Raw genomic sequence first — 18580 nt, 5'->3', positions numbered from 1 at the left:
GCTGGGCCATGCGCTTTGTTCTTTTGTGCCTCAGCCTGACGCTCTTCGCCAGCCCCTCTTGGTCGCAGGAGGAGATTGGCTTGGCCGCGCCCGAGGATGTCGCACGCTCGGGTCTTTTGAAACATATTCTTCCGCGCTTCTCGCTCAAGACCGGAATTCGCGTTGTCGCGGTTGATGCGGGCGCGATGGTTCTGGCGGTCGGGCCACCGGGGCAGCCGGTGTTTCAGCGCGGCGGCGACATCTATCATCTGCGCATTCAGGACGACCCGCGGCAGGCCCGCTTTCAGGATTGGCTGTTGTCCGACGTGGGCAAGCGCACCGTCGAAAGCTTTGCACCGGCCGAGGGCGGCCCGTTCTCGGCCAGTTTCGAAACGGTCGCTGCGCCCGAGTCGGATGCCATCGAAGGCGACGCCTTGCTGGGCGAAAAGTTGTCGCTGACCCATTGCGGGCGCTGTCATGTGATTGGCCCGCAGAACCGGATGAACGGGTTGGGCTCCACGCCGTCCTTTGCGGTGCTGCGCGCGATGCCGGATTGGTCGAACCGGTTCCAGGCGTTCTTCGCCCTGAACCCGCATCCGTCCTTTACCCAGATCGAGGGGATCACTGCGCCCTTCGACCCCGAGCGCCCCTCGCCCATTCACCCGCTGAGGCTGACGCAAGACGAGCTTGAGGCGATCCTCGCCTATGTCTCGGTCATCCGCGCGGCCGATCTGGGGGCACCGCTCAAACTTCAGTGATCCTTGCGCTTGCTGAAGTAGTCATCGGTGGTGACGACCTTGGGCTTGGGTTTTGAGGCAAATGGGTTGTCCTCGCTGTGGAACTGCGCCTGCACACGGCAATCGTCACACATCTGGATCATCTTCGCCTGCTCGGACGAGGCGAACATCGGGTGGCTGCCGGCCAGCTTTTCCATGATCCGCTCGACCGTCGATTTCACCCCGAACAGAGCACCGCATTCGATGCAGGCAAAGGGCTCTTCCTCGTTCAGAACACGCGGCGACAGCGCACGGTCGCTCAGGTCCAGTTCGGGCACCAGGGTGATCGCGCTTTCGGGACAGATGGTCTTGCACAGCCCGCATTGCAGGCAGGCATCCTGCTGAAAGTTCAGCTGAGGCATGTCGGGGTTGTCGATCAATGCGCCTGACGGGCACAGCGACACGCAACTCAGGCACAGGGTGCAGGCCTCGGTGTCCACCGCCACCGCGCCATAGGGTGCGTGTTCCGGCAGAGGAAGCGGCTGAGACGCATCGGGGCGCAGCGCCTTCGCCGCCAACCGCGTAATCTGGCGCCGGTTGCCCAGCGGCAGAACCGGCTGGGCAAGTGGCTGCGGCACGTCCTGCGCATAGAGCAGATCGGCCAGCGCATCGGGATCGGATTCATCGATCACTCCAACGACGTCGGTTCCGGCGATGGCCAGCGCCAGCGGCAGTTCGCGCTCCAACGCATCCCGCTCGGTCGTCGGGGCCAGCAGGATGTCGACCCGGGCAAAGCCATGAGCCAAGGCAGCCAGCATCTCGGCATGTCCAAAGCCGGACACCACACCCAGTTCCAGCGGAATCACATCGGCGGGCAGCCCGCGCCCGAACCTCGCGGCCAGCCGGATCATCTCGGCCCCGTGGGCATCATGCACCAACAGGCGCGGAGCACGCCCTCCGGCCCGACGGTAGGCCGCCGCCAAGGTCTGCATCCGCGCCAGCAGGGCCGCCACCGGCGGATCCTCGTAGCTGATCGCGGTCGAGGGGCACAAGGCTGCGCATTCACCGCAGCCCGCGCAGACCATCGGATCGATGGCGACGTGATCTCCGGCCGGGGTGATGGCGCCGGTGGGACAGATGTCCAGACAGTTGGAACAGCCCACCTGCCCGGCCCGCGAATGGGCGCACAATGTTTCTTCGAGCCGGACATACAGCGGTTTTTCAAAGGTCCCAACCAGCTGCGCCGCGTCAAAGGCCAACCGGGCAACCGCCACAGCATCGCGCGGATCGGCGCGCAGGTAACCTTCGCGCTTGTCGGGAGCCGTCACGAAAGGCGTACCCCCCGCCAGGTCGATCAGCACATCGCAGGCCGACACCGCACCGTCGCGCGGCGGGGTCCAGGCAAACGCGCCGCGTCCGGCCGGATCAATCTGCTGCAACGCATCCAACCGCAGGGTGAACCCGCCCAGCGCCCCCGAGACCGACCGGACCCGCGCGCGCACCACGTCATAGGCCCGGCTGTCAGGCTGCGCATCATCGGTGACGACCACCGTCACCGCCATCGTGTCCGACAGTCGCTGGGCCAGGTCAAACGCAACCGCACCCGGCCCGATTATGCAGGCAGTCCCTTCGCTGATGACATCCACGCTGGGCGTGATCGGCTGCTGCAACAGAGCCTCGGCCGCCAGGGCGGCCATCTTGGGCAACGCCGCGCGCCCCTGGTCGGACCAGCCGGCCCGGTCGCGCAGATCGACGAAGCCAGGGTGATCCACGCCCAGTTCCTCGGCCAGTTCTTGAAACACTTGCGCCTCTTGCCCGCAGGCGATGACGATCTGGTCATCCGACTGCATCAGCTTTGCCGCAGCGGTCAGTTCGGTGGTGCACAGGGCCGTATGGACCTTGCTGCATTCAGCGCCGCAAGCAGCCGATATCCCCTGCCCGTCCAGGGCCTGACTTCCGGCGCAATCGCACAAGACCAGTTTGGTGACCATGTTCCCCCCGCATTTCTTCCTTGCCCCTAACCTTAGACCCAAACGCCGCTCATGCAACGTGTGGCGGCCGGTTCCGGTCAGAAACTGTGTATCGTCCGCCATCGCCGGCTGATCGTCGCCGCGACCCATTTGCGACGACTTTTTTTCCAAATCACCACCATTTCAGGCCGCTGCGGGCTTGGCACGTGGCCCATTTGTGTACCATAGTGAACCAAAGGGAAAGCAGGGGAGAGCTTTTCCGGGGAGGATGAAAGTGGCCGAGGCCGCAAAACAGATCGAAATGCCGGTTGGCGTCGTCGTGCGCAAGACACCGGGGGTTACGCGCTGGGCCCGGTGGAATTGGCGCGCGGTCGCGGTGCTGCCCGGCGCCCCACCCGCTGACTGGGTCGAACTGCGCCGCGAGGGCGACGCGGTCGAATACCACGCCGCCACCCTGGCCTTGAAACTCTGGTCCGATGAAACCGAGGCCTATATGGCCAATCTCTCGGACAGCCAGCCGTCCCTTTACCTTGTCCTGCGCGAAGATGCCGAAGGCGATCGTCCGCTGAACGCGTTTTTGATCACCGCCTCGCCCTACGAGGGGCAGGACTATGCCGATACCGGCGAAGAGATCGTGGAAAAGATCCCGATGACCGAAGGCCTGATCGCCTGGGTGCGCGATTTCACTCTGGCCCATCACCGCGATGAGGTGTTCGTCAAACGCCGCCGCGACAAGAAACGGGTGGATCTTGTGGAAGACGGCAAGGGCGATTCGCGCATCCGGCAGGCCTCGGATGTCTACCGCGCCCCGCGGAGGGCCGTTCAATGAGCGCTCGACAGGATTTCTGGTCCCGCCGCAAGGCCGCCGTGCAGGCCGAAGCGCATGCCGAACAAGAGGCCCTGACCGCGCAGGAGATCGCCGCGCAGCAGGCCGAACTGGAAGAAAAGACCGACGCCGAGATTTTGGCCGAGCTTGACCTGCCCGACCCCGACTTGCTGCAGGCGGGCGACGATGTTTCAGGCTTCATGGCCAAGGCAGTGCCGGACCGTCTGCGCCGCCGCGCGTTGCGGCGCTTGTGGAGGTTGAACCCGGTGCTGGCGAATGTGGACGGGTTGGTCGACTACGGCGAGGACTACACCGACTCCGCCTGCGTGGTCGAAAACCTGCAGACGGCTTATCAGGTGGGCAAAGGCATGTTGCGCCACATCGAGGCGCTGGCCGAGCAGAAGCAAGCCGAGGAACAACCGGTCGAGGCCGAAGCCGTGCCGGCAACCGAACCGCTCGAACCTGAAGCCGAGCCCGCGCCCCTTGTCGAAGTGGCAGACGCCATCCAACCGGATGAGGACGAGCGCACCCCGGCCCCGCGGCGCATGAAATTCGAATTCGAAGGATGACCCGATGAACATTCGCGACCCGCAGACGTTCGAGATTTCCCCCGAGGACCGTCTGCGCGCGGATTTCTACAACTTCCTGGGCCTGCTGCTAGCCACACCGCCCGACCAGACCCTGCTGAGCCAGATCGCGGCGCTGTCGGGGGACGAGACCGATCTGGGCCAGGCCATTCAGGCCATGGCCCGCGTGGCCAAAGTGACCAAGCCCGAAGCTGCCGAGCGCGAGTTCAACGCATTGTTCATCGGGCTTGGGCGCGGAGAACTGCTGCCCTATGCCAGCTTCTACCTGACCGGTTTCCTGAACGAGAAACCGCTTGCGCAGTTGCGCAACGACATGGCTGCGCGGGGCATCACCCGGGCCGCAAACGTGTTCGAACCCGAAGACAACATCGCCTCGCTGATGGAGATGATGGGCGGCATGATCGTCGGCCGTTTCGGCGGCCCGGCCGCGTTGGAAGATCAAAAGACGTTCTGGAACAAGCATATCGGTCCCTGGGCCGAGCACTTTTTCTCGGACCTGGAAGCAGCCGAGCATTCGGTTCTCTATGCCTCGGTCGGCACCGCCGGCCGGGTTTTCATGGAGATCGAACGCGAGGCCTTCCGCATGACGACGCATTAGGCGGCCGTCATTCGCTGGCGCCCCGGCGGGCGCTGAACCGCAAATGGGAAAGGAGGATCCCATGAGCAAGACCAAGGAGAGCGGCGCCAGCCGCCGCGACTTCCTGAAACTGGCGGGCACCGCGGCCCCGGCAGCCGTTGCAGCGGCCAGCCTGGGAACCGAGGTCGAAGCGGCCGAGCAACCCTCGGACGAGACCCGCATTCAGGACACGGCGCATACCCGCGCCTATTTCGACAGCGCGCGCTTCTAGGCCGCCTCGGCGACGCCCGGCGCAGGTCCGGACGTGGTCACACTCGGCTGACGGTTGCGATTGGCCCTGACGTCGATTTCGAAACACCAAGCCAGCCATGATCAGCATGGCCAGCAAGGGAGGAAGGAAATGCTTAGGAAAAAGACCAACGGGGTTGCGAGACGCCCCCAGCGGACAAGTATCCTGTCCCAAATCGGCGAAAAGAGCGTCGATCGCCGCGCGTTCCTGCGTGGCTCGGGCCTGACGATCGGCGGCCTGGCCGCGATCAGCGCCACGGGTGGAACCGTGTCGCCCGCCAGCGCCCAGACCGCAGCCAATACGGCTGTCGAGAACATCAAATCCGTCTGCACGCATTGCTCGGTCGGCTGTACCGTGGTTGCCGAGGTGCAGAACGGCGTGTGGATTGGGCAGGAACCCGGTTGGGACAGCCCGTTTAACCTGGGCGCTCACTGTGCCAAGGGGGCCGCCGTCCGTGAACACGCCCATGGCGAACGCCGCCTGAAATACCCGATGAAAAAAGAGGGTGGCGAGTGGAAGCGCATCAGCTGGGAACAGGCGATCGACGAGATCGGCGACGGCATGATGAGCATCCGCGAGGAAAGCGGGCCTGACAGCGTCTATTGGTTGGGTTCGGCCAAGCACAACAACGAACAGGCCTATCTGTTCCGCAAGTTCGCGGCCTACTGGGGCACCAACAACGTGGACCACCAGGCGCGGATTTGCCACTCGACCACCGTTGCGGGTGTTGCGAATACATGGGGCTACGGCGCCATGACCAACAGCTACAACGACATCCACAATTCCAAGGCGATCTTCATCATCGGCGGCAACCCGGCCGAGGCTCACCCCGTCTCGCTGCTGCACGTCCTGCGCGCGAAAGAGCAGAACAACGCCCCGCTGATCGTCTGTGACCCGCGCTTCACGCGCACCGCGGCCCATGCCGACGAATATGTCCGCTTCCGCCCCGGCACCGACGTGGCGCTGATCTGGGGCATCTTGTGGCACATCTTCGACAACGGCTGGGAGGACAAAGAGTTCATCCGCACCCGTGTCTGGGGCATGGACCAGATCCGCGAAGAGGTCGCCAACTGGACCCCCGAAGAGACCGAGCGCGTCACCGGCGTGCCGGGATCGCAGCTCAAGCGCGTGGCGCGGACGCTGGCCAACAACCGTCCTGGCACCGTGATCTGGTGCATGGGCGGAACCCAGCACACCAACGGCAACAACAACACGCGCGCCTATTGCGTGCTGCAGCTGGCGTTGGGCAACATGGGCACCTCTGGCGGCGGCACCAACATCTTCCGCGGCCATGACAACGTGCAGGGCGCAACCGACCTTGGCGTCCTGTCCCACACCCTGCCCGGCTATTACGGCCTGTCTGCAGGCGCATGGGGTCACTGGGCGCGTGTCTGGGGCGAGGATCTGGACTGGCTGAAAGGACAGTTCGACACGATCAAGGACAAGGACGGTAAGGACAAGCCGCTGATGAACGAGCGTGGCATCCCGGTGTCGCGTTGGATCGACGGTGTTCTGGAAGATCCCGAAAACATGGATCAGCCAAACAATGTCCGCGCCATGGTTCTGTGGGGCCACGCGCCCAACTCGCAGACCCGGATGGTCGAAATGAAGACGGCGATGGAAAAGTTGGACATGCTGGTCGTGATCGACCCGTATCCCACCGTTTCCGCCGTCCTGCATGACCGGACCGATGGCGTCTATCTGCTGCCGGCCTGCACGCAGTTCGAAACCCGTGGCTCGGTCACGGCGTCGAACCGGTCGTTGCAGTGGCGCGACAAGGTGGTCGATCCCCTGTTCGAAAGCCTGCCGGACGAGGTCATCATGGCCAAGTTCGCCAACAAGTTCGGCTGGGCCGACCGGCTCTTCCGCAATATCGAGATGGAGGACCCCGAAACCCCGAATGTGGAAAGCATCACGCGCGAGTTCAACGCGGGGCTGTGGACGATCGGCTATACCGGTCAGTCGCCAGAGCGGATCAAAAGCCATATGGCCAACCAGCACACGTTCGACAGAACGACGCTGCAGGCCGTGGGCGGTCCGAATGACGGCGAATACTACGGCCTGCCTTGGCCCTGCTGGGGCACCGCCGAGATGGGGCATCCGGGGACGCCAAACCTCTATGACATGTCCAAACCGGTGGCCGAGGGCGGCCTGACCTTCCGCGCACGTTTCGGCGTCGAGCGTGACGGGCAGAACCTGCTGGCCGAAGGGGTCTACAGCGTCGGTTCCGAGATTCAGGACGGTTACCCTGAATTTACCATGCAGATGCTGATGGATCTGGGCTGGGATGGCGACCTGACGGCCGAGGAACGCGCGGCCATCGACGCCGTGGCCGGGCCCAAGACCAACTGGAAGACCGACCTGTCGGGCGGCATCCAGCGGGTGGCCATCAAGCATGGCTGTGCGCCCTTCGGCAACGCCAAGGCCCGTACAGTGGTGTGGACCTTCCCGGATCCGATCCCGCTGCACCGTGAGCCGCTGTACACGCCACGGCGCGATCTGGTGGCCGACTATCCCACCTACGAGGATCGGCACGACTATCGCTTGCCGACCTTGTATGCTTCGATCCAGAAGAACGACTTTTCAAAGGATTACCCGATAATCCTGACGTCAGGTCGTCTGGTCGAATATGAAGGTGGCGGCGACGAGACACGGTCGAACCCGTGGCTGGCTGAACTGCAGCAGGACATGTTCGTCGAGATCAATCCACGTGACGCCAACAACCTTGGCATTCGCGACGGATCGCAGGTCTGGGTCGAAGGTCCCGAGGGCGGCAAGGTCAAGGTGATGGCGATGCTGACCGAAAGGGTCGGTGCCGGCGTGGCCTTCATGCCCTTCCACTTTGGCGGCCATTTCCAGGGCGCGGACCTGAGGGAGAAATACCCAAAAGGCGCCGACCCGTACGTACTGGGTGAAAGCACGAACACCGCCCAGACCTATGGCTATGATTCAGTGACCCAGATGCAGGAGACCAAAGCGACTCTCTGCAAGATCTGGGCAGCGTAAGGAGGACGATAATGGCTAGAGCAAAGTTTCTCTGCGACGCTGAACGCTGCATCGAGTGCAACGCTTGCGTGACCGCGTGCAAGAACGAACACGAGGTCCCGTGGGGCATCAACCGCCGCCGGGTGGTGACGATCAATGACGGCAAACCGGGTGAGCGTTCGATCTCGGTCGCCTGTATGCATTGTTCGGATGCGCCTTGCATGGCGGTATGCCCGGTCGACTGCTTCTATCAGAACGAAGAAGGCGTCGTCCTGCATTCCAAGGACCTGTGCATCGGCTGCGGCTATTGCTTCTATGCGTGCCCGTTCGGCGCGCCGCAATACCCGCAGGCGGGCAACTTCGGATCGCGCGGCAAGATGGACAAATGTACCTTCTGCGCCGGCGGCCCCGAGGAAACGCACTCGACCGCAGAGTTCGCCAAATACGGCCGCAACCGGATCGCCGAGGGCAAACTGCCCATCTGCGCCGAGATGTGTTCGACCAAGGCCCTGCTCGCCGGTGACGGCGACGTGGTCTCGGCCATCTACCGCGAACGCGTCGTGGCGCGCGGGTTCGGCTCGGGCGCTTGGGGTTGGGGCACGGCCTACGACCAGAAGGACGGCTGAGACCTCAGCCTGACAACACGGGTGACCCGCCCCGGTGGGTCACCCGATTATGGATTAATACCGAGGTTCCGATGCTGCGCATTTTTCTGGCTTTGACGTTGACACTTGGGATCGCGCACGGCGCGCTTGCACAAGACGCGACCGGCACAGACGAACCAGCCGCTGCCCCGCGCGCGCAGACCGGTGGCGCCACGACACTCGAGGATATTCTGGCCCGGCAACGCGGCGAGAAAGTCGACAACAGCTATCGCGCGCAGAATACCGGGCAAGGCAATGCCGAAGGGCTGTTGGGTCAGTTGGGCACGCGCGGCGTCGCCTCGGACAGCGATGTGTATCGCGCCATCCGCTATGGCTCGGCCGATGTCACCGTGTCGACCAAGGGGCCTGCTGCCGGCGTGCTGATCCAGGACGGCGGCATGTGGTGGTGGACTTTCCGCACCGGTCCGCTGCGCGAGTACGGAACCTATATTCTGGGCGGGATGCTGGTCGTTCTGCTGTTGTTTTTCCTGATCCGCGGCCGCATCCGCATCGACGGTGAGAAAACGGGCCGCACGGTCACCCGGTTTTCAGGATTTGAAAGGTTCGGGCACTGGCTGTTTGCCGGCTCGTTCCTGATCCTTGGATTAACCGGCCTGCTGTCGCTGTACGGCCGCGATTTCCTGATCCCGCTGTTCGGCAAAGAAGGGTTCGCCACCATCGCGCAAGGCTGCAAGTGGCTGCACAACAATCTGGCCTGGGCCTTCATGCTGGGATTGATCATCATCACCGTGAACTGGATCGCCCACAACATCCCCAACCGGACCGACCTGAAATGGCTGGCGGCCGGCGGCGGATTGTTCACCAAAGGCAGCCACCCCCCGGCCAAGAAGTTCAACGCCGGTCAAAAGATCATTTTCTGGCTGTGCATCCTGATGGGCGTCTCGATCAGCCTGTCGGGCCTGTCGCTGCTGTTCCCGTTCGAACTGCCGATGTTCGCTAAGACGTTTTCAATCGCCAACGCGACCGGGTTGCCGCAGTTGCTGGGACTGGACCTGCCCACGCAAATGTCTCCGCAGGAAGAAATGCAATATGCCCAGGTCTGGCACGTCATGGTCGCCTATGCCTTCATCGCCATCATACTGGCGCATATCTACCTCGGCTCGGTCGGCATGGAAGGCGCGTTTGACGCCATGGGTACCGGCGAGGTCGAAGAGCAATGGGCGCGCGAGCACCATTCGCTGTGGCTGGAAGAGGTAAAGGCACAGGAGGCCAGCGACGGCGCGGCCTCGCCTGCCGAATAGATGCGCGGGCTGGCTCTGGCGCTGGCCCTGCTGCCGCTGCCGCTGGCGGCGGATTTCTACACGCTCAAGGGCCATGGCGGACCGATCATGGACATCGCCACGGCCCCGGACGGGCGCATTGCCACCGCCAGTTTCGACAATTCCGTGGGCCTGTGGTCCGGACAGCAGCCGGACTGGCTCGAGGGTCACGAGGCTGCCGTGAACGCAGTGGTTTTCAACGGCACCGCGATCTATTCGGCCGGCGACGACTTTACTCTGCGCCGTTGGCCCGGTGGACAGGTCGTAGGTCAGCACAAGGGCAAGGTCGTCGGACTCGCTGCCTCAAAGACCCTCGTGGCGACTGCCAGTTGGGACGGGACCATCGGTCTTTGGCCAACCGAGGGCGGTACGGCCAAGTCGCTGGGTCCAACGGGCAGCGGAGTCAATGCGGTGGCCTTCGCGCCGGACGGGCGGACGCTGTACTCCGCAGGGGTCGACGGCAGCCTGCGGGTCTGGGACGTCACGACAGGAACCGAGACCGCGCGGCTGGTCGAGCATGGTTTCGGCATCAACGAATTGGTCCTGAACGCGCAAGACGGTTGGATCGCCTATGGCGCGGTCGATGGCGTGACCCGCATTCTTGACCTTACCACCGGGGCCGAGCGCGATTTCACGCTGGACCGTCGCCCGATCCTTGCGCTCGCCCTCAGCCCGGATCGGTCGCTGCTGGCGGTGGGCGACGGCGAGGGCTACATCATGGTCATTGACACGCAAGATTGGCGGATCGCGCAGGATTTCCGCGCAACGCTGCGCGGCCCGGTCTGGGCACTGGCCTTTTCGCCCGATGGAGAAAACCTGCACGCAGGCGGGCTGGATCAGGCCATGTATAGCTGGCCGGTGGCCGCGCTGGGGTCGCAGGAACGAATGGTCGGCCAAGAGCCGAGTTTCCTGAAGGACCCCGACGACATGCAAAACGGAGAACGGCAGTTCGCCCGGAAATGCTCGATCTGCCACAGCCTGACGCCGGACGATCAGCGCCGGGCCGGGCCGACCCTGCATGGCGTGTTCGGGCGGCGGGCCGGGACACTGCCCGGGTACACTTACTCGGAAACGCTGCAAGGGTCTGATATCATTTGGACTGAACAGACGATAAACGCTCTTTTCGATCAGGGACCGGACCACTACATTCCGGGGTCGAAAATGCCGATGCAGAGGATTGCGCAGGCGCAGGACCGTGCCGACCTGATCGAATTCCTGCGCGGCGCCACGGCGCCCGCGGACTAACCAGGAGGACCAGATGAAAGCCTTTCTTGCCGCAGTTGCCACGATGGCCGTCGTGACGGTCGCCGCCCCATTCTTGCTGACCCAGATGGGCCTGTCCTCGGCCGAACGCGGCGCGGCCGTGCGGCTGGAGTGAATGCCCGACTTCCTGACCACGCGCGAGTTGGCCGACCTGCTGCGAATCGGCGAGCGCAAGGCCTATGATCTGGCCGCATCGGGCGAGGTGCCCTGCGTGCGGGCTATGGGCAAACTGCTGTTTCCTCGGGCCGAGGTGCTGGCTTGGCTGAATGCGTCGCGCTCGGGCCCGCAGACGGCTGAACCGCCCCTGCCCCCGATCGTGGCCGGCAGCCACGATCCGCTGCTGGACTGGGCGCTGCGCGAAAGCGGCTCGGGGCTGGCTACCTACTACGACGGATCGTTTGACGGACTGCGGCGGCTGGCTGACCGCAAGGCGCAGGCCGCGGTTCTGCATATCCACGAGCCTGACGGCTTCAACACCGGCGCGCTGCGCGACACGCTGGGCGAAGCGCCCGTGGTTCTGGTCCAGATCGCCCATCGCCAGCGCGGCCTGCTGTTGTCGCCCGGAACGCAAGGCATCGGCGAGTTTGTCGACCTGAAGGGCCGCCGCGTTCTGCTGCGGCAGGACAGCGCCGCCAGCCAACATCTGTTCGACCGACACTTGGCCGAACACGACCTGAGCCACGACGACCTGGACACCTTGCCCAATTGCGCCCGCACCGAAGAGGAACTGGCCATCGCCCTACACGACGGCAAGGCCGAGGCCGGGTTCGGGCTGGGGGCTCTGGCCAGTCTTTATGGGCTGGGCTTCGTGCCGACCCACTCCGAACGTCTGGATCTGGCGATCTGGCGTAGGGCGTATTTCGAACCGCCCTTGCAGAAGCTGCTGTCCTTTCTGCACTCGGACGGGTTTGCCGCCCGCGCGGCCGAGATGGGCGGGTATGACCTGACCGACTTGGGCGCGATCCGCCACAACGGCGCCAGCGGCTGAGGGCCGGTCACCTGGCGTTGGGAAAGAACAGCTGTTCGCCCTCCAATCGATAGGACGCAATGGCCGCCTGACCATCCGGTCCGGTGAGCCAGTCGATGAACCTCTGGCCCGCGGCGGCGCGAACGCCGGGGTGTTTTTCCGGGTTCACGAGGATCACGCCATATTGATTGAACAGGCCCGGATCGCCCTCGACCAGAACCGCAAGATCGCCCTTGTTGCCGAAGGCCAGCCATGTCGCCCGGTCGGTCAGCGCATAGGCCCCCATCCCCGCCGCCAGATTCAGCGTGGCGCCCATGCCCGAGCCGGTCTCGCGGTACCAAGTGCCCGAGTCAGCGGTCGGGTCGAGGCCGGAGGCTTGCCACAGGCGCATCTCGGCCTGATGGGTACCGCTGTCATCCGCGCGCGAGGCGAAGGTCGACCTGGCATTCGCGATGGCGACCAGGGCGGCGGCGGCATCGGTCATTCCCTTGATGCGCGCCGGGTCTGACTTGGGCCCGACGATGACGAAATCGTTGTACATCACGTCGCGGCGCTCGATGCCCCAGCCCTCGGCCACGAACGCCTCCTCGGCCGGTTTGGCATGAACCAGCAAAACGTCGCCGTCGCCGTTCTTGGCATTGCGGATCGCCTGCCCCGTTCCCACGGCCACTACGCGCACCTCGATTCCGGTTTCGGCCTCGAAGCCCGGAAGAATGAAGTCCAGCAGGCCCGAGTTCTGCGTCGAGGTCGTTGACTGCACAATGATGAACGCCTCCTCGGCCGTCGCCGGGTTGGCGACAAGTCCGAACAGGACCAGGGCGCTTGTGAGTACTGCGCGAAACATGGATTGCCTCCGATTTTTGTTATGTGACCAACCAGCCTGCCAGATACTGGCGCGAGGCTTGGCATTCCGGCGCCTCAAGCACCTGTCTGGCGGTGCCGTGTTCGACGACGCGCCCGCCTTGCATCATCACGATGTCCGCCGCCAGACGCCGGGCCTGCCCGACGTCATGCGTGACCATCACTATCCGCACCCCGCGCGCCGAAGCGCGCAGGATCATCGCCTCGATCGCCTGCGTGGCGGTGGGGTCCAGCGCGCTAGTGGGCTCGTCCAGAAACAGCGTCTCGGGGTCCAGCGCCAGCGCGCGCAGGATAGCCAGACGCTGCGCCTCGCCGCCCGACAGAGACCGCGCCGATTGCCGGGCCTTGCTGTCCAGCCCACCTTCGGCCAGCAGGTCAGCAATCCGCCCCTTGCGCGCAGCACGGCCCAGCCGCTTGCGTTTCAGAACGAAGTCTAGATTGGCCGCAACCGACCGGCGCAGCAGCACCGGCTGCTGGAAAACCATGGCCTGCCGGGCCTTGTGATCGGCGTTCAGGTCCAGACCATCCTGCAGGACCCGGCCCCTGTCGGCACGGATCAGCCCATGCAGACAGCGCAAAAGCAGGCTTTTGCCGGCACCGTTCGGCCCCAGGATCAGCGTCGGCCCGGGCCCGTCCAGCGACAGCTGGGGAACATCCAGCAGGACCCGCCCCTTGCGTTCGATGGCAAGGCCCGAAATTTCCAGCCGGTTCGGCGTGTCTGGCATTAGGTCACGCATGGCGCAGCCCCTCCTGCTCGGCCCGCAGGGTCAGGGCGCTGACCATGGCATTCACGGCCACTGCAATCCCGATCAGGATCGCACCAAGCGCCAGCGCCAGGGCTAGGTTGCCCTTCGAGGTCTCGAGCGCGATCGTCGTTGTCATCACCCGTGTCACGTGATTGATGTTGCCGCCGACGATGATCACCGCGCCGACCTCGGCGATGGCCCGGCCGAACCCGGCTAGAAGGGCGGTAACCAGGGCCAGCCGCGCATCCCACAGCAGCACCGGTACCGAGGCCAGCCGCGACACCCCCAGCGACCGTAGCTGTTCCGAATATTCCTCGGCCAGCAATTCCACCACCTGCCGCGTCAGCGCCGCGATGATCGGCGTGACCAGCACGGTCTGGGCAATGATCATGGCGGTCGGCGTGTACAAAAGCTCGAGCACGCCTAGCGGGCCGGACCGAGAGAGCATCAGATAGACCAGAAGGCCGACGACGACGGGCGGGAACCCCATCAATGCGTTCATCAGGATGATCAGCGCCCGCCGCCCGGGAAACCGCGCCACGGCCAGAGCGGCCCCGACCGGCATCCCGATCACGGCCGAAATCAGCACCGCACACACCGAGACCTGCAGAGACAAGACCACGATCGCCCACAGGTCGGGGTCTCCTGTCAGGACAAGTTGCGCCGCGTGGCTGAATTCTGATGCAAAATCTTGCACTTTCTCCAACCTAGTCTGAGTTTCGTAGGAAACTCGGGGAATTACAGGATAATACTAGCGCAATTTGCGCTTCGGCCCCACAGAAATCCGACATTCACAACGACAAACGCGGCCCAATCGAGGGCCGCGTTTTCATCCTGAGCATTCGGTGGATCAGTTCAAAGCCGCATCCGTTATCTGGTGGGTCCAGGCGCCTTCGGGCTTTTTGGTGATCACCGGGTCCGAGCCGCCGGCCAGCAAGGTGCTCACCGTGCGCTCGAAATCGGCCGGGTCCAGCGCACCGTTCGAGCCTGCGGTCAGCTTGGCGATCTCCCCCATCATGCGCTTCTGGTGCTCTTCGGTCTGGGCACCTGTCGCGTCGTTTTCCAGCACGATTTCGGCGGCCTCGTCTGGGTTCTCCTCGGCGTATTTCCAGCCTTTCATCGAAGCGCGCACGAAGCGTTCCATCTTGTCGACGAAGGCCGGGTCGCTGAGGTTGTCTTCAAGCACGTACAAGCCATCTTCCAGCGTGGCCACGCCCTGGTCTTCATACTTGAAAGTTACCAGCTCGTCGGGGCTGACGCCGGCGTCGATGACCTGCCAGTATTCATTGTAGGTCATGGTGCTGATGCAATCGGCCTGGCGTTGCAGCAGAGGGTCGACGTTGAAGCCCTGCTTCAAAACCTCGACACCGTTCTCGCTCTTGCCGCTGGTGTCGATACCTAGCTGGCTCATCCAGCTCATGAACGGGAATTCATTGCCGAAAAACCAGACGCCCAGCGTGCGGTTCTTGAGGTCCTCGGGCGAGGAAATGCCCGCATCCTTCCAGCAGGTCAGCATCATGCCCGAGCTTTTGAAGGGCTGCGCGATGTTGACCAGCGGCAGGCCCTTTTCGCGCGCAGCCAGCGCGGCGGGCATCCATTCCACGGTGACGTCAGCGCCACCGCCCGCGATCACCTGCGTGGGCGCGATGTCGGGGCCGCCGGGCAAGATGGTGACGTCCAGCCCCTCTTCTTCGTAAAAGCCCTTGTCCTTGGCGACGTAGTAGCCCGCGAACTGGGCCTGGGTGACCCATTTCAATTGAAGCGTCACCTCGTCTGCGGCAAAGGCCGAACTTGCGGCGAATCCTAGGGCGGCTATGGCCCCGGTCAGTAGCTTGTTCATCTTCATCTTCTCCTAGTTGCTAGTGCTGCCCCGTTTTCGGGGTCTGTTGAATTGTTGTTCCGCTTAACTGCGTTGTGACGGGTGCCAGAAGGTCACCAATTTCTCGATCATGGCGACCAGACCGTAGAAGGCGGTTCCGGCCAGCGCCGCGACCACGATTTCCGCCCAGACCATGTCCAGCGACAATTGCCCGACACTGGTCGAGATCCGGAACCCCATGCCCAAAGTGGGCGAGCCGAAGAACTCTGCCACGATAGCGCCGATCAGGGCCAGCGTGGTGGAAATTTTTAACCCGTTGAAAATGAACGGCATGGCCGCAGGCAGGCGCAGCTTGAGAAAGCTTTGCCAATAGGTTGCGGCATAGGTCTCCATCAGGTCGCGCTGCATGGCGGTGGCCTCGCGCAGGCCGGCGACCGTGTTTACCAGCATCGGGAAAAAGACCATCACCACCACAACGGCCGCCTTCGAATGCCAGTCGAACCCGAACCACATCACCAGGATCGGCGCGGTGCCCACGATCGGCAGCGCGGCCACGAAATTGCCCACCGGCAGCAAGCCCAGGCGCAGGAAGTCCCACCGGTCCACGGCGATCGCCATCAGGAAGGCGGCGCCGCATCCGATGACATAGCCGCTGAGCGCGCCCTTGATGATGGTCTGCACGAAATCGGCCCACAAGATCGGCAGGCTGTCCCAGAACCGCTCCCAGATCACCGAAGGCGCGGGCAGGATGACCAGAGGCACCTCGAGCCCGCGCACCAGCAATTCCCACATCCCGATGACGGTCAGGCCGAAGATCAGCGGCGCAAGAATGCGCACCGCCCGCGTGTCGGCATAGGGTCCGCTGGCCAAGCGGGTGTTCAGCCACCAACCGGCGAGCCACAAAAGGATTGCAAAACCGACCATCATCATTGCGCCATCCCCATGCGTTTCAACACCGCCCGCTCGATCAGGCCCAACAGGCCCACCAGACAGGCCGCCAGAATGGCTGCGGCAAACAGCGCCGACCAGATCTGCACCGTCTGGCCGTAATAGCTGCCGGCCAGCAGACGCGCGCCCAGCCCCGCCACGGCGCCGGTCGGCAGTTCGCCGACGATGGCCCCCACCAGCGACGCGGCGATCCCGATCTTGAGCGAGGCGAACAGATAGGGCATCGAGGCCGGCAGGCGCAGTTTCCAGAACACCTGCCCCTTACTGGCGTTATAGGTGCGCAGCAGGTCCAACTGCATCGCGTCAGGGCTGCGCAGGCCCTTGACCATGCCCACGACCACCGGGAAAAAGCTCAGATAGGCCGAGATCACCGCCTTGGGTATGATCCCCTGAATGCCGATCGAATACAGCACCACGATGATCATCGGCGCCAACGCGATGATGGGGATGGTCTGGCTGACGATGGCCCAGGGCATGACTGACAGGTCCATCACCCGGCTGTGCACGATCCCCACAGCCAGCAGGATGCCCAGCCCCGTGCCGATGGCAAAGCCCAAGATCGTCGCGCTGAGCGTCACCCAGCCGTGATAGACCAATGACCGTTTTGAGGTGATCTTCTTCTGAATCGTGGTCTCCCACAGCTCGATCGCGACCTGATGCGGCGCGGGCAGACGCGGCCGATCCTGCGCCCAGGTCGCCGGAATGGCAAAGCTGTTGCGCAGCGCCAGGCCGATTTCCCCCATGTCGCGGCGGTCTTTGGCCGAGGGCGGAACCACTTCGGCCCCGGCCCGTTCCTGTTCGGTCAGAACGCCCTTGATGTTCATCGGAATGCAAGCCGCGTACCAGATGACGACGATGGCCAGCAGAACGGTCAGAACGGCAACAAGCTGCTTCATGCGTGCCACTCCATCCGCACCACGGGGACGGTCTCGGGCGGCGTTGCGGCCTCGGTCCCGGTCTCGACAAAACCCTCGCGGCGATAGAACCGTTGCGCTGCGGCATTCGGTTGATGGGCCGTCAGCCACAGAAAGCTGCGTCCCTGTTTTGCTTGGTCCAGCAGGCGCTTGCCGATCCCCTGCCCGGTCCGCAGGCAATACAGCGCCCCGACCTTCTGCGCCTCAGGATCGACCGACATGTAGCAATCAACGGGTTCGCCGACGACCCACATCTCACGGTCCGGGAAGGCCTGTGCGATCAGCGCCTCCAATTCCGGTTGGGGCAGTTCATCCGTCATCCACTCGGTCTGGCGGGCCCAAGAGGAGACCACCGCCGCGCAGGCCGGCACATCCCCCTCGGTCGCGCGTCTGATGTCACCCCTGCCCATCACACATCGTCCCCGTGCCCGGCGCGCAGCCCTTCGCGCACGCGGTGCGCGACCTCGATGAATTCGGGCGTGTCGCGGATGTCCAGCGGCCGCTCCTTGGGCAGAGGGCTGTCAATAACATCGGTGATCCGCCCGGGGCGCGGGCTCATGACCACGATCTTAGTGCTCAGATACACCGCCTCGGGGATCGAGTGGGTGACGAAGCCGATCGTCTTGCCGGTGCGCGCCCACAGCGCCAAAAGCTGTTCGTTCAGGTGATCGCGCACGATCTCGTCCAGCGCGCCGAAAGGCTCGTCCATCAACAGGATATCGGCGTCGAAGGCCAGCGCCCGGGCGATGCTGGCCCGTTGCTGCATCCCACCCGACAGCTGCCAGGGGAACTTGCCACCAAACCCTGCAAGATCAACAAGTTCCAGAACGCTCTTTACACGTGCTTCCTGCTCCTGCTCCGAGTATCCCATGATCTCGAGCGGCAGTTTGATGTTCTTGGCAATGGTCCGCCACGGGTAAAGGCCCGCCGCCTGGAACACATAGCCATAGGCACGGTTCCGGCGGGCCTCGTCCGGGCTCATGCCGTTGACGGTCAGTGTGCCGCCCGTAGGCGCTTCCAGTGCAGCGACACAGCGCAGAAAGGTCGTCTTGCCGCAGCCCGAAGGGCCGATGAAACTGACGAATTCGCCCTTGTCGATGGCCAGGTTCACGTCCTTGAGGGCGTGCACGGGTCCGTCATTGGTTTGGAAGGTCAGGTCGAGGTTCTTTGCCTCGATCACGGGCCGGGTATTGCTTTCAGATGTCATCC

General features: G+C 63.9%; 19 protein-coding genes. 10 read left to right on the top strand and 9 right to left on the bottom strand.

All coding sequences use genetic code 11. The annotated features are described in order from the left end of the window. The first annotated feature begins 8 nt into the window (after positions 1-8). Positions 9-737, top strand: a complete 729-nt coding sequence (locus AC2FMN_RS06970) for a c-type cytochrome (RefSeq protein WP_496687114.1) — start codon at positions 9-11, stop codon at positions 735-737. Here the strand turns inward: AC2FMN_RS06970 and AC2FMN_RS06965 are convergent. Then, on the bottom strand, positions 731-2686 hold the full coding sequence (locus tag AC2FMN_RS06965; protein ID WP_496687113.1) for a 4Fe-4S binding protein: 1956 nt from the start codon (positions 2684-2686) through the stop codon (positions 731-733). The genes AC2FMN_RS06970 and AC2FMN_RS06965 overlap by 7 nt on opposite strands. A gap of 253 nt (positions 2687-2939) precedes the next feature. On the opposite strand from AC2FMN_RS06965, the gene AC2FMN_RS06960 reads away from it, so the two are divergent. From AC2FMN_RS06960 to AC2FMN_RS06920, 9 genes are all read left to right on the top strand, one after another. Continuing rightward, the gene (locus AC2FMN_RS06960; RefSeq protein WP_496687111.1) at positions 2940-3494 is read left to right on the top strand and encodes a DUF3305 domain-containing protein; all 555 of its coding nucleotides are present in this window, start codon (positions 2940-2942) and stop codon (positions 3492-3494) included. Further along, the gene (locus AC2FMN_RS06955; RefSeq protein WP_496687110.1) at positions 3491-4060 is read left to right on the top strand and encodes a DUF3306 domain-containing protein; all 570 of its coding nucleotides are present in this window, start codon (positions 3491-3493) and stop codon (positions 4058-4060) included. The genes AC2FMN_RS06960 and AC2FMN_RS06955 overlap by 4 nt, the downstream gene beginning before the upstream one ends. Before the next feature lie 4 nt (positions 4061-4064). Beyond that, a complete protein-coding gene (locus AC2FMN_RS06950; RefSeq protein ID WP_005983758.1) occupies positions 4065-4676 on the top strand; it encodes a TorD/DmsD family molecular chaperone in 612 nt (203 codons plus the stop codon). A gap of 61 nt (positions 4677-4737) precedes the next feature. Then, positions 4738-4926, top strand: a complete 189-nt coding sequence (locus tag AC2FMN_RS06945; protein WP_496679683.1) for a twin-arginine translocation signal domain-containing protein — start codon at positions 4738-4740, stop codon at positions 4924-4926. A 129-nt stretch (positions 4927-5055) separates the two neighbouring features. Then, the gene (locus tag AC2FMN_RS06940; RefSeq protein WP_496687109.1) at positions 5056-7950 is read left to right on the top strand and encodes a formate dehydrogenase subunit alpha; all 2895 of its coding nucleotides are present in this window, start codon (positions 5056-5058) and stop codon (positions 7948-7950) included. 11 nt (positions 7951-7961) lie between these two features. Then, complete coding sequence (gene fdh3B, locus AC2FMN_RS06935) at positions 7962-8555, top strand: formate dehydrogenase FDH3 subunit beta (RefSeq protein ID WP_005983764.1); 594 nt, start codon at positions 7962-7964, stop codon at positions 8553-8555. Between the two features lie 71 nt (positions 8556-8626). Next, complete coding sequence (locus tag AC2FMN_RS06930) at positions 8627-9835, top strand: formate dehydrogenase subunit gamma (protein ID WP_496687108.1); 1209 nt, start codon at positions 8627-8629, stop codon at positions 9833-9835. Further along, positions 9836-11098: a c-type cytochrome gene (locus AC2FMN_RS06925; protein ID WP_496687107.1), complete on the top strand. Its 1263-nt coding sequence runs from the start codon at positions 9836-9838 to the stop codon at positions 11096-11098. A 133-nt stretch (positions 11099-11231) separates the two neighbouring features. Then, entirely contained in the window at positions 11232-12104 is an 873-nt protein-coding gene (locus AC2FMN_RS06920; protein ID WP_496687106.1) for a substrate-binding domain-containing protein, read from the top strand. Between the two features lie 7 nt (positions 12105-12111). Here AC2FMN_RS06920 and AC2FMN_RS06915 read toward each other — a convergent pair whose 3' ends face one another. The 8 genes from AC2FMN_RS06915 to AC2FMN_RS06880 form a co-directional block, all read right to left on the bottom strand. Then, a complete protein-coding gene (locus AC2FMN_RS06915; RefSeq protein ID WP_496687105.1) occupies positions 12112-12927 on the bottom strand; it encodes an ABC transporter substrate-binding protein in 816 nt (271 codons plus the stop codon). Positions 12928-12946: 19 nt separating this feature from the next. Beyond that, positions 12947-13681 (bottom strand): ATP-binding cassette domain-containing protein, encoded by a 735-nt coding sequence (locus AC2FMN_RS06910; protein WP_496687104.1) that lies wholly within the window; start codon positions 13679-13681, stop codon positions 12947-12949. Continuing rightward, positions 13674-14387: an ABC transporter permease gene (locus AC2FMN_RS06905; protein ID WP_496687103.1), complete on the bottom strand. Its 714-nt coding sequence runs from the start codon at positions 14385-14387 to the stop codon at positions 13674-13676. The genes AC2FMN_RS06910 and AC2FMN_RS06905 overlap by 8 nt, the downstream gene beginning before the upstream one ends. 153 nt (positions 14388-14540) lie before the next feature. Next, positions 14541-15530, bottom strand: a complete 990-nt coding sequence (locus AC2FMN_RS06900) for an ABC transporter substrate-binding protein (protein ID WP_496679669.1) — start codon at positions 15528-15530, stop codon at positions 14541-14543. Positions 15531-15593: 63 nt separating this feature from the next. Further along, positions 15594-16439, bottom strand: coding sequence for an ABC transporter permease (locus AC2FMN_RS06895; protein WP_496679668.1), 846 nt, complete (start codon positions 16437-16439; stop codon positions 15594-15596). After that, complete coding sequence (locus tag AC2FMN_RS06890) at positions 16436-17353, bottom strand: ABC transporter permease (protein ID WP_496687102.1); 918 nt, start codon at positions 17351-17353, stop codon at positions 16436-16438. Before AC2FMN_RS06890 ends, AC2FMN_RS06895 begins: the two co-directional genes overlap by 4 nt. Further along, on the bottom strand, positions 17350-17781 hold the full coding sequence (locus AC2FMN_RS06885) for a GNAT family N-acetyltransferase (RefSeq protein WP_496687101.1): 432 nt from the start codon (positions 17779-17781) through the stop codon (positions 17350-17352). The genes AC2FMN_RS06890 and AC2FMN_RS06885 overlap by 4 nt, the downstream gene beginning before the upstream one ends. After that, positions 17781-18578, bottom strand: a complete 798-nt coding sequence (locus AC2FMN_RS06880; RefSeq protein WP_496687100.1) for an ABC transporter ATP-binding protein — start codon at positions 18576-18578, stop codon at positions 17781-17783. Before AC2FMN_RS06880 ends, AC2FMN_RS06885 begins: the two co-directional genes overlap by 1 nt. Positions 18579-18580: the final 2 nt, after the last annotated feature.

The sequence above is a fragment of the Ruegeria sp. BHSC037 genome (genome assembly GCF_059613045.1).
The sequence above is the reverse complement of the archived record's forward strand: the minus strand, read 5'-3'. Positions and strand labels throughout refer to the sequence as shown.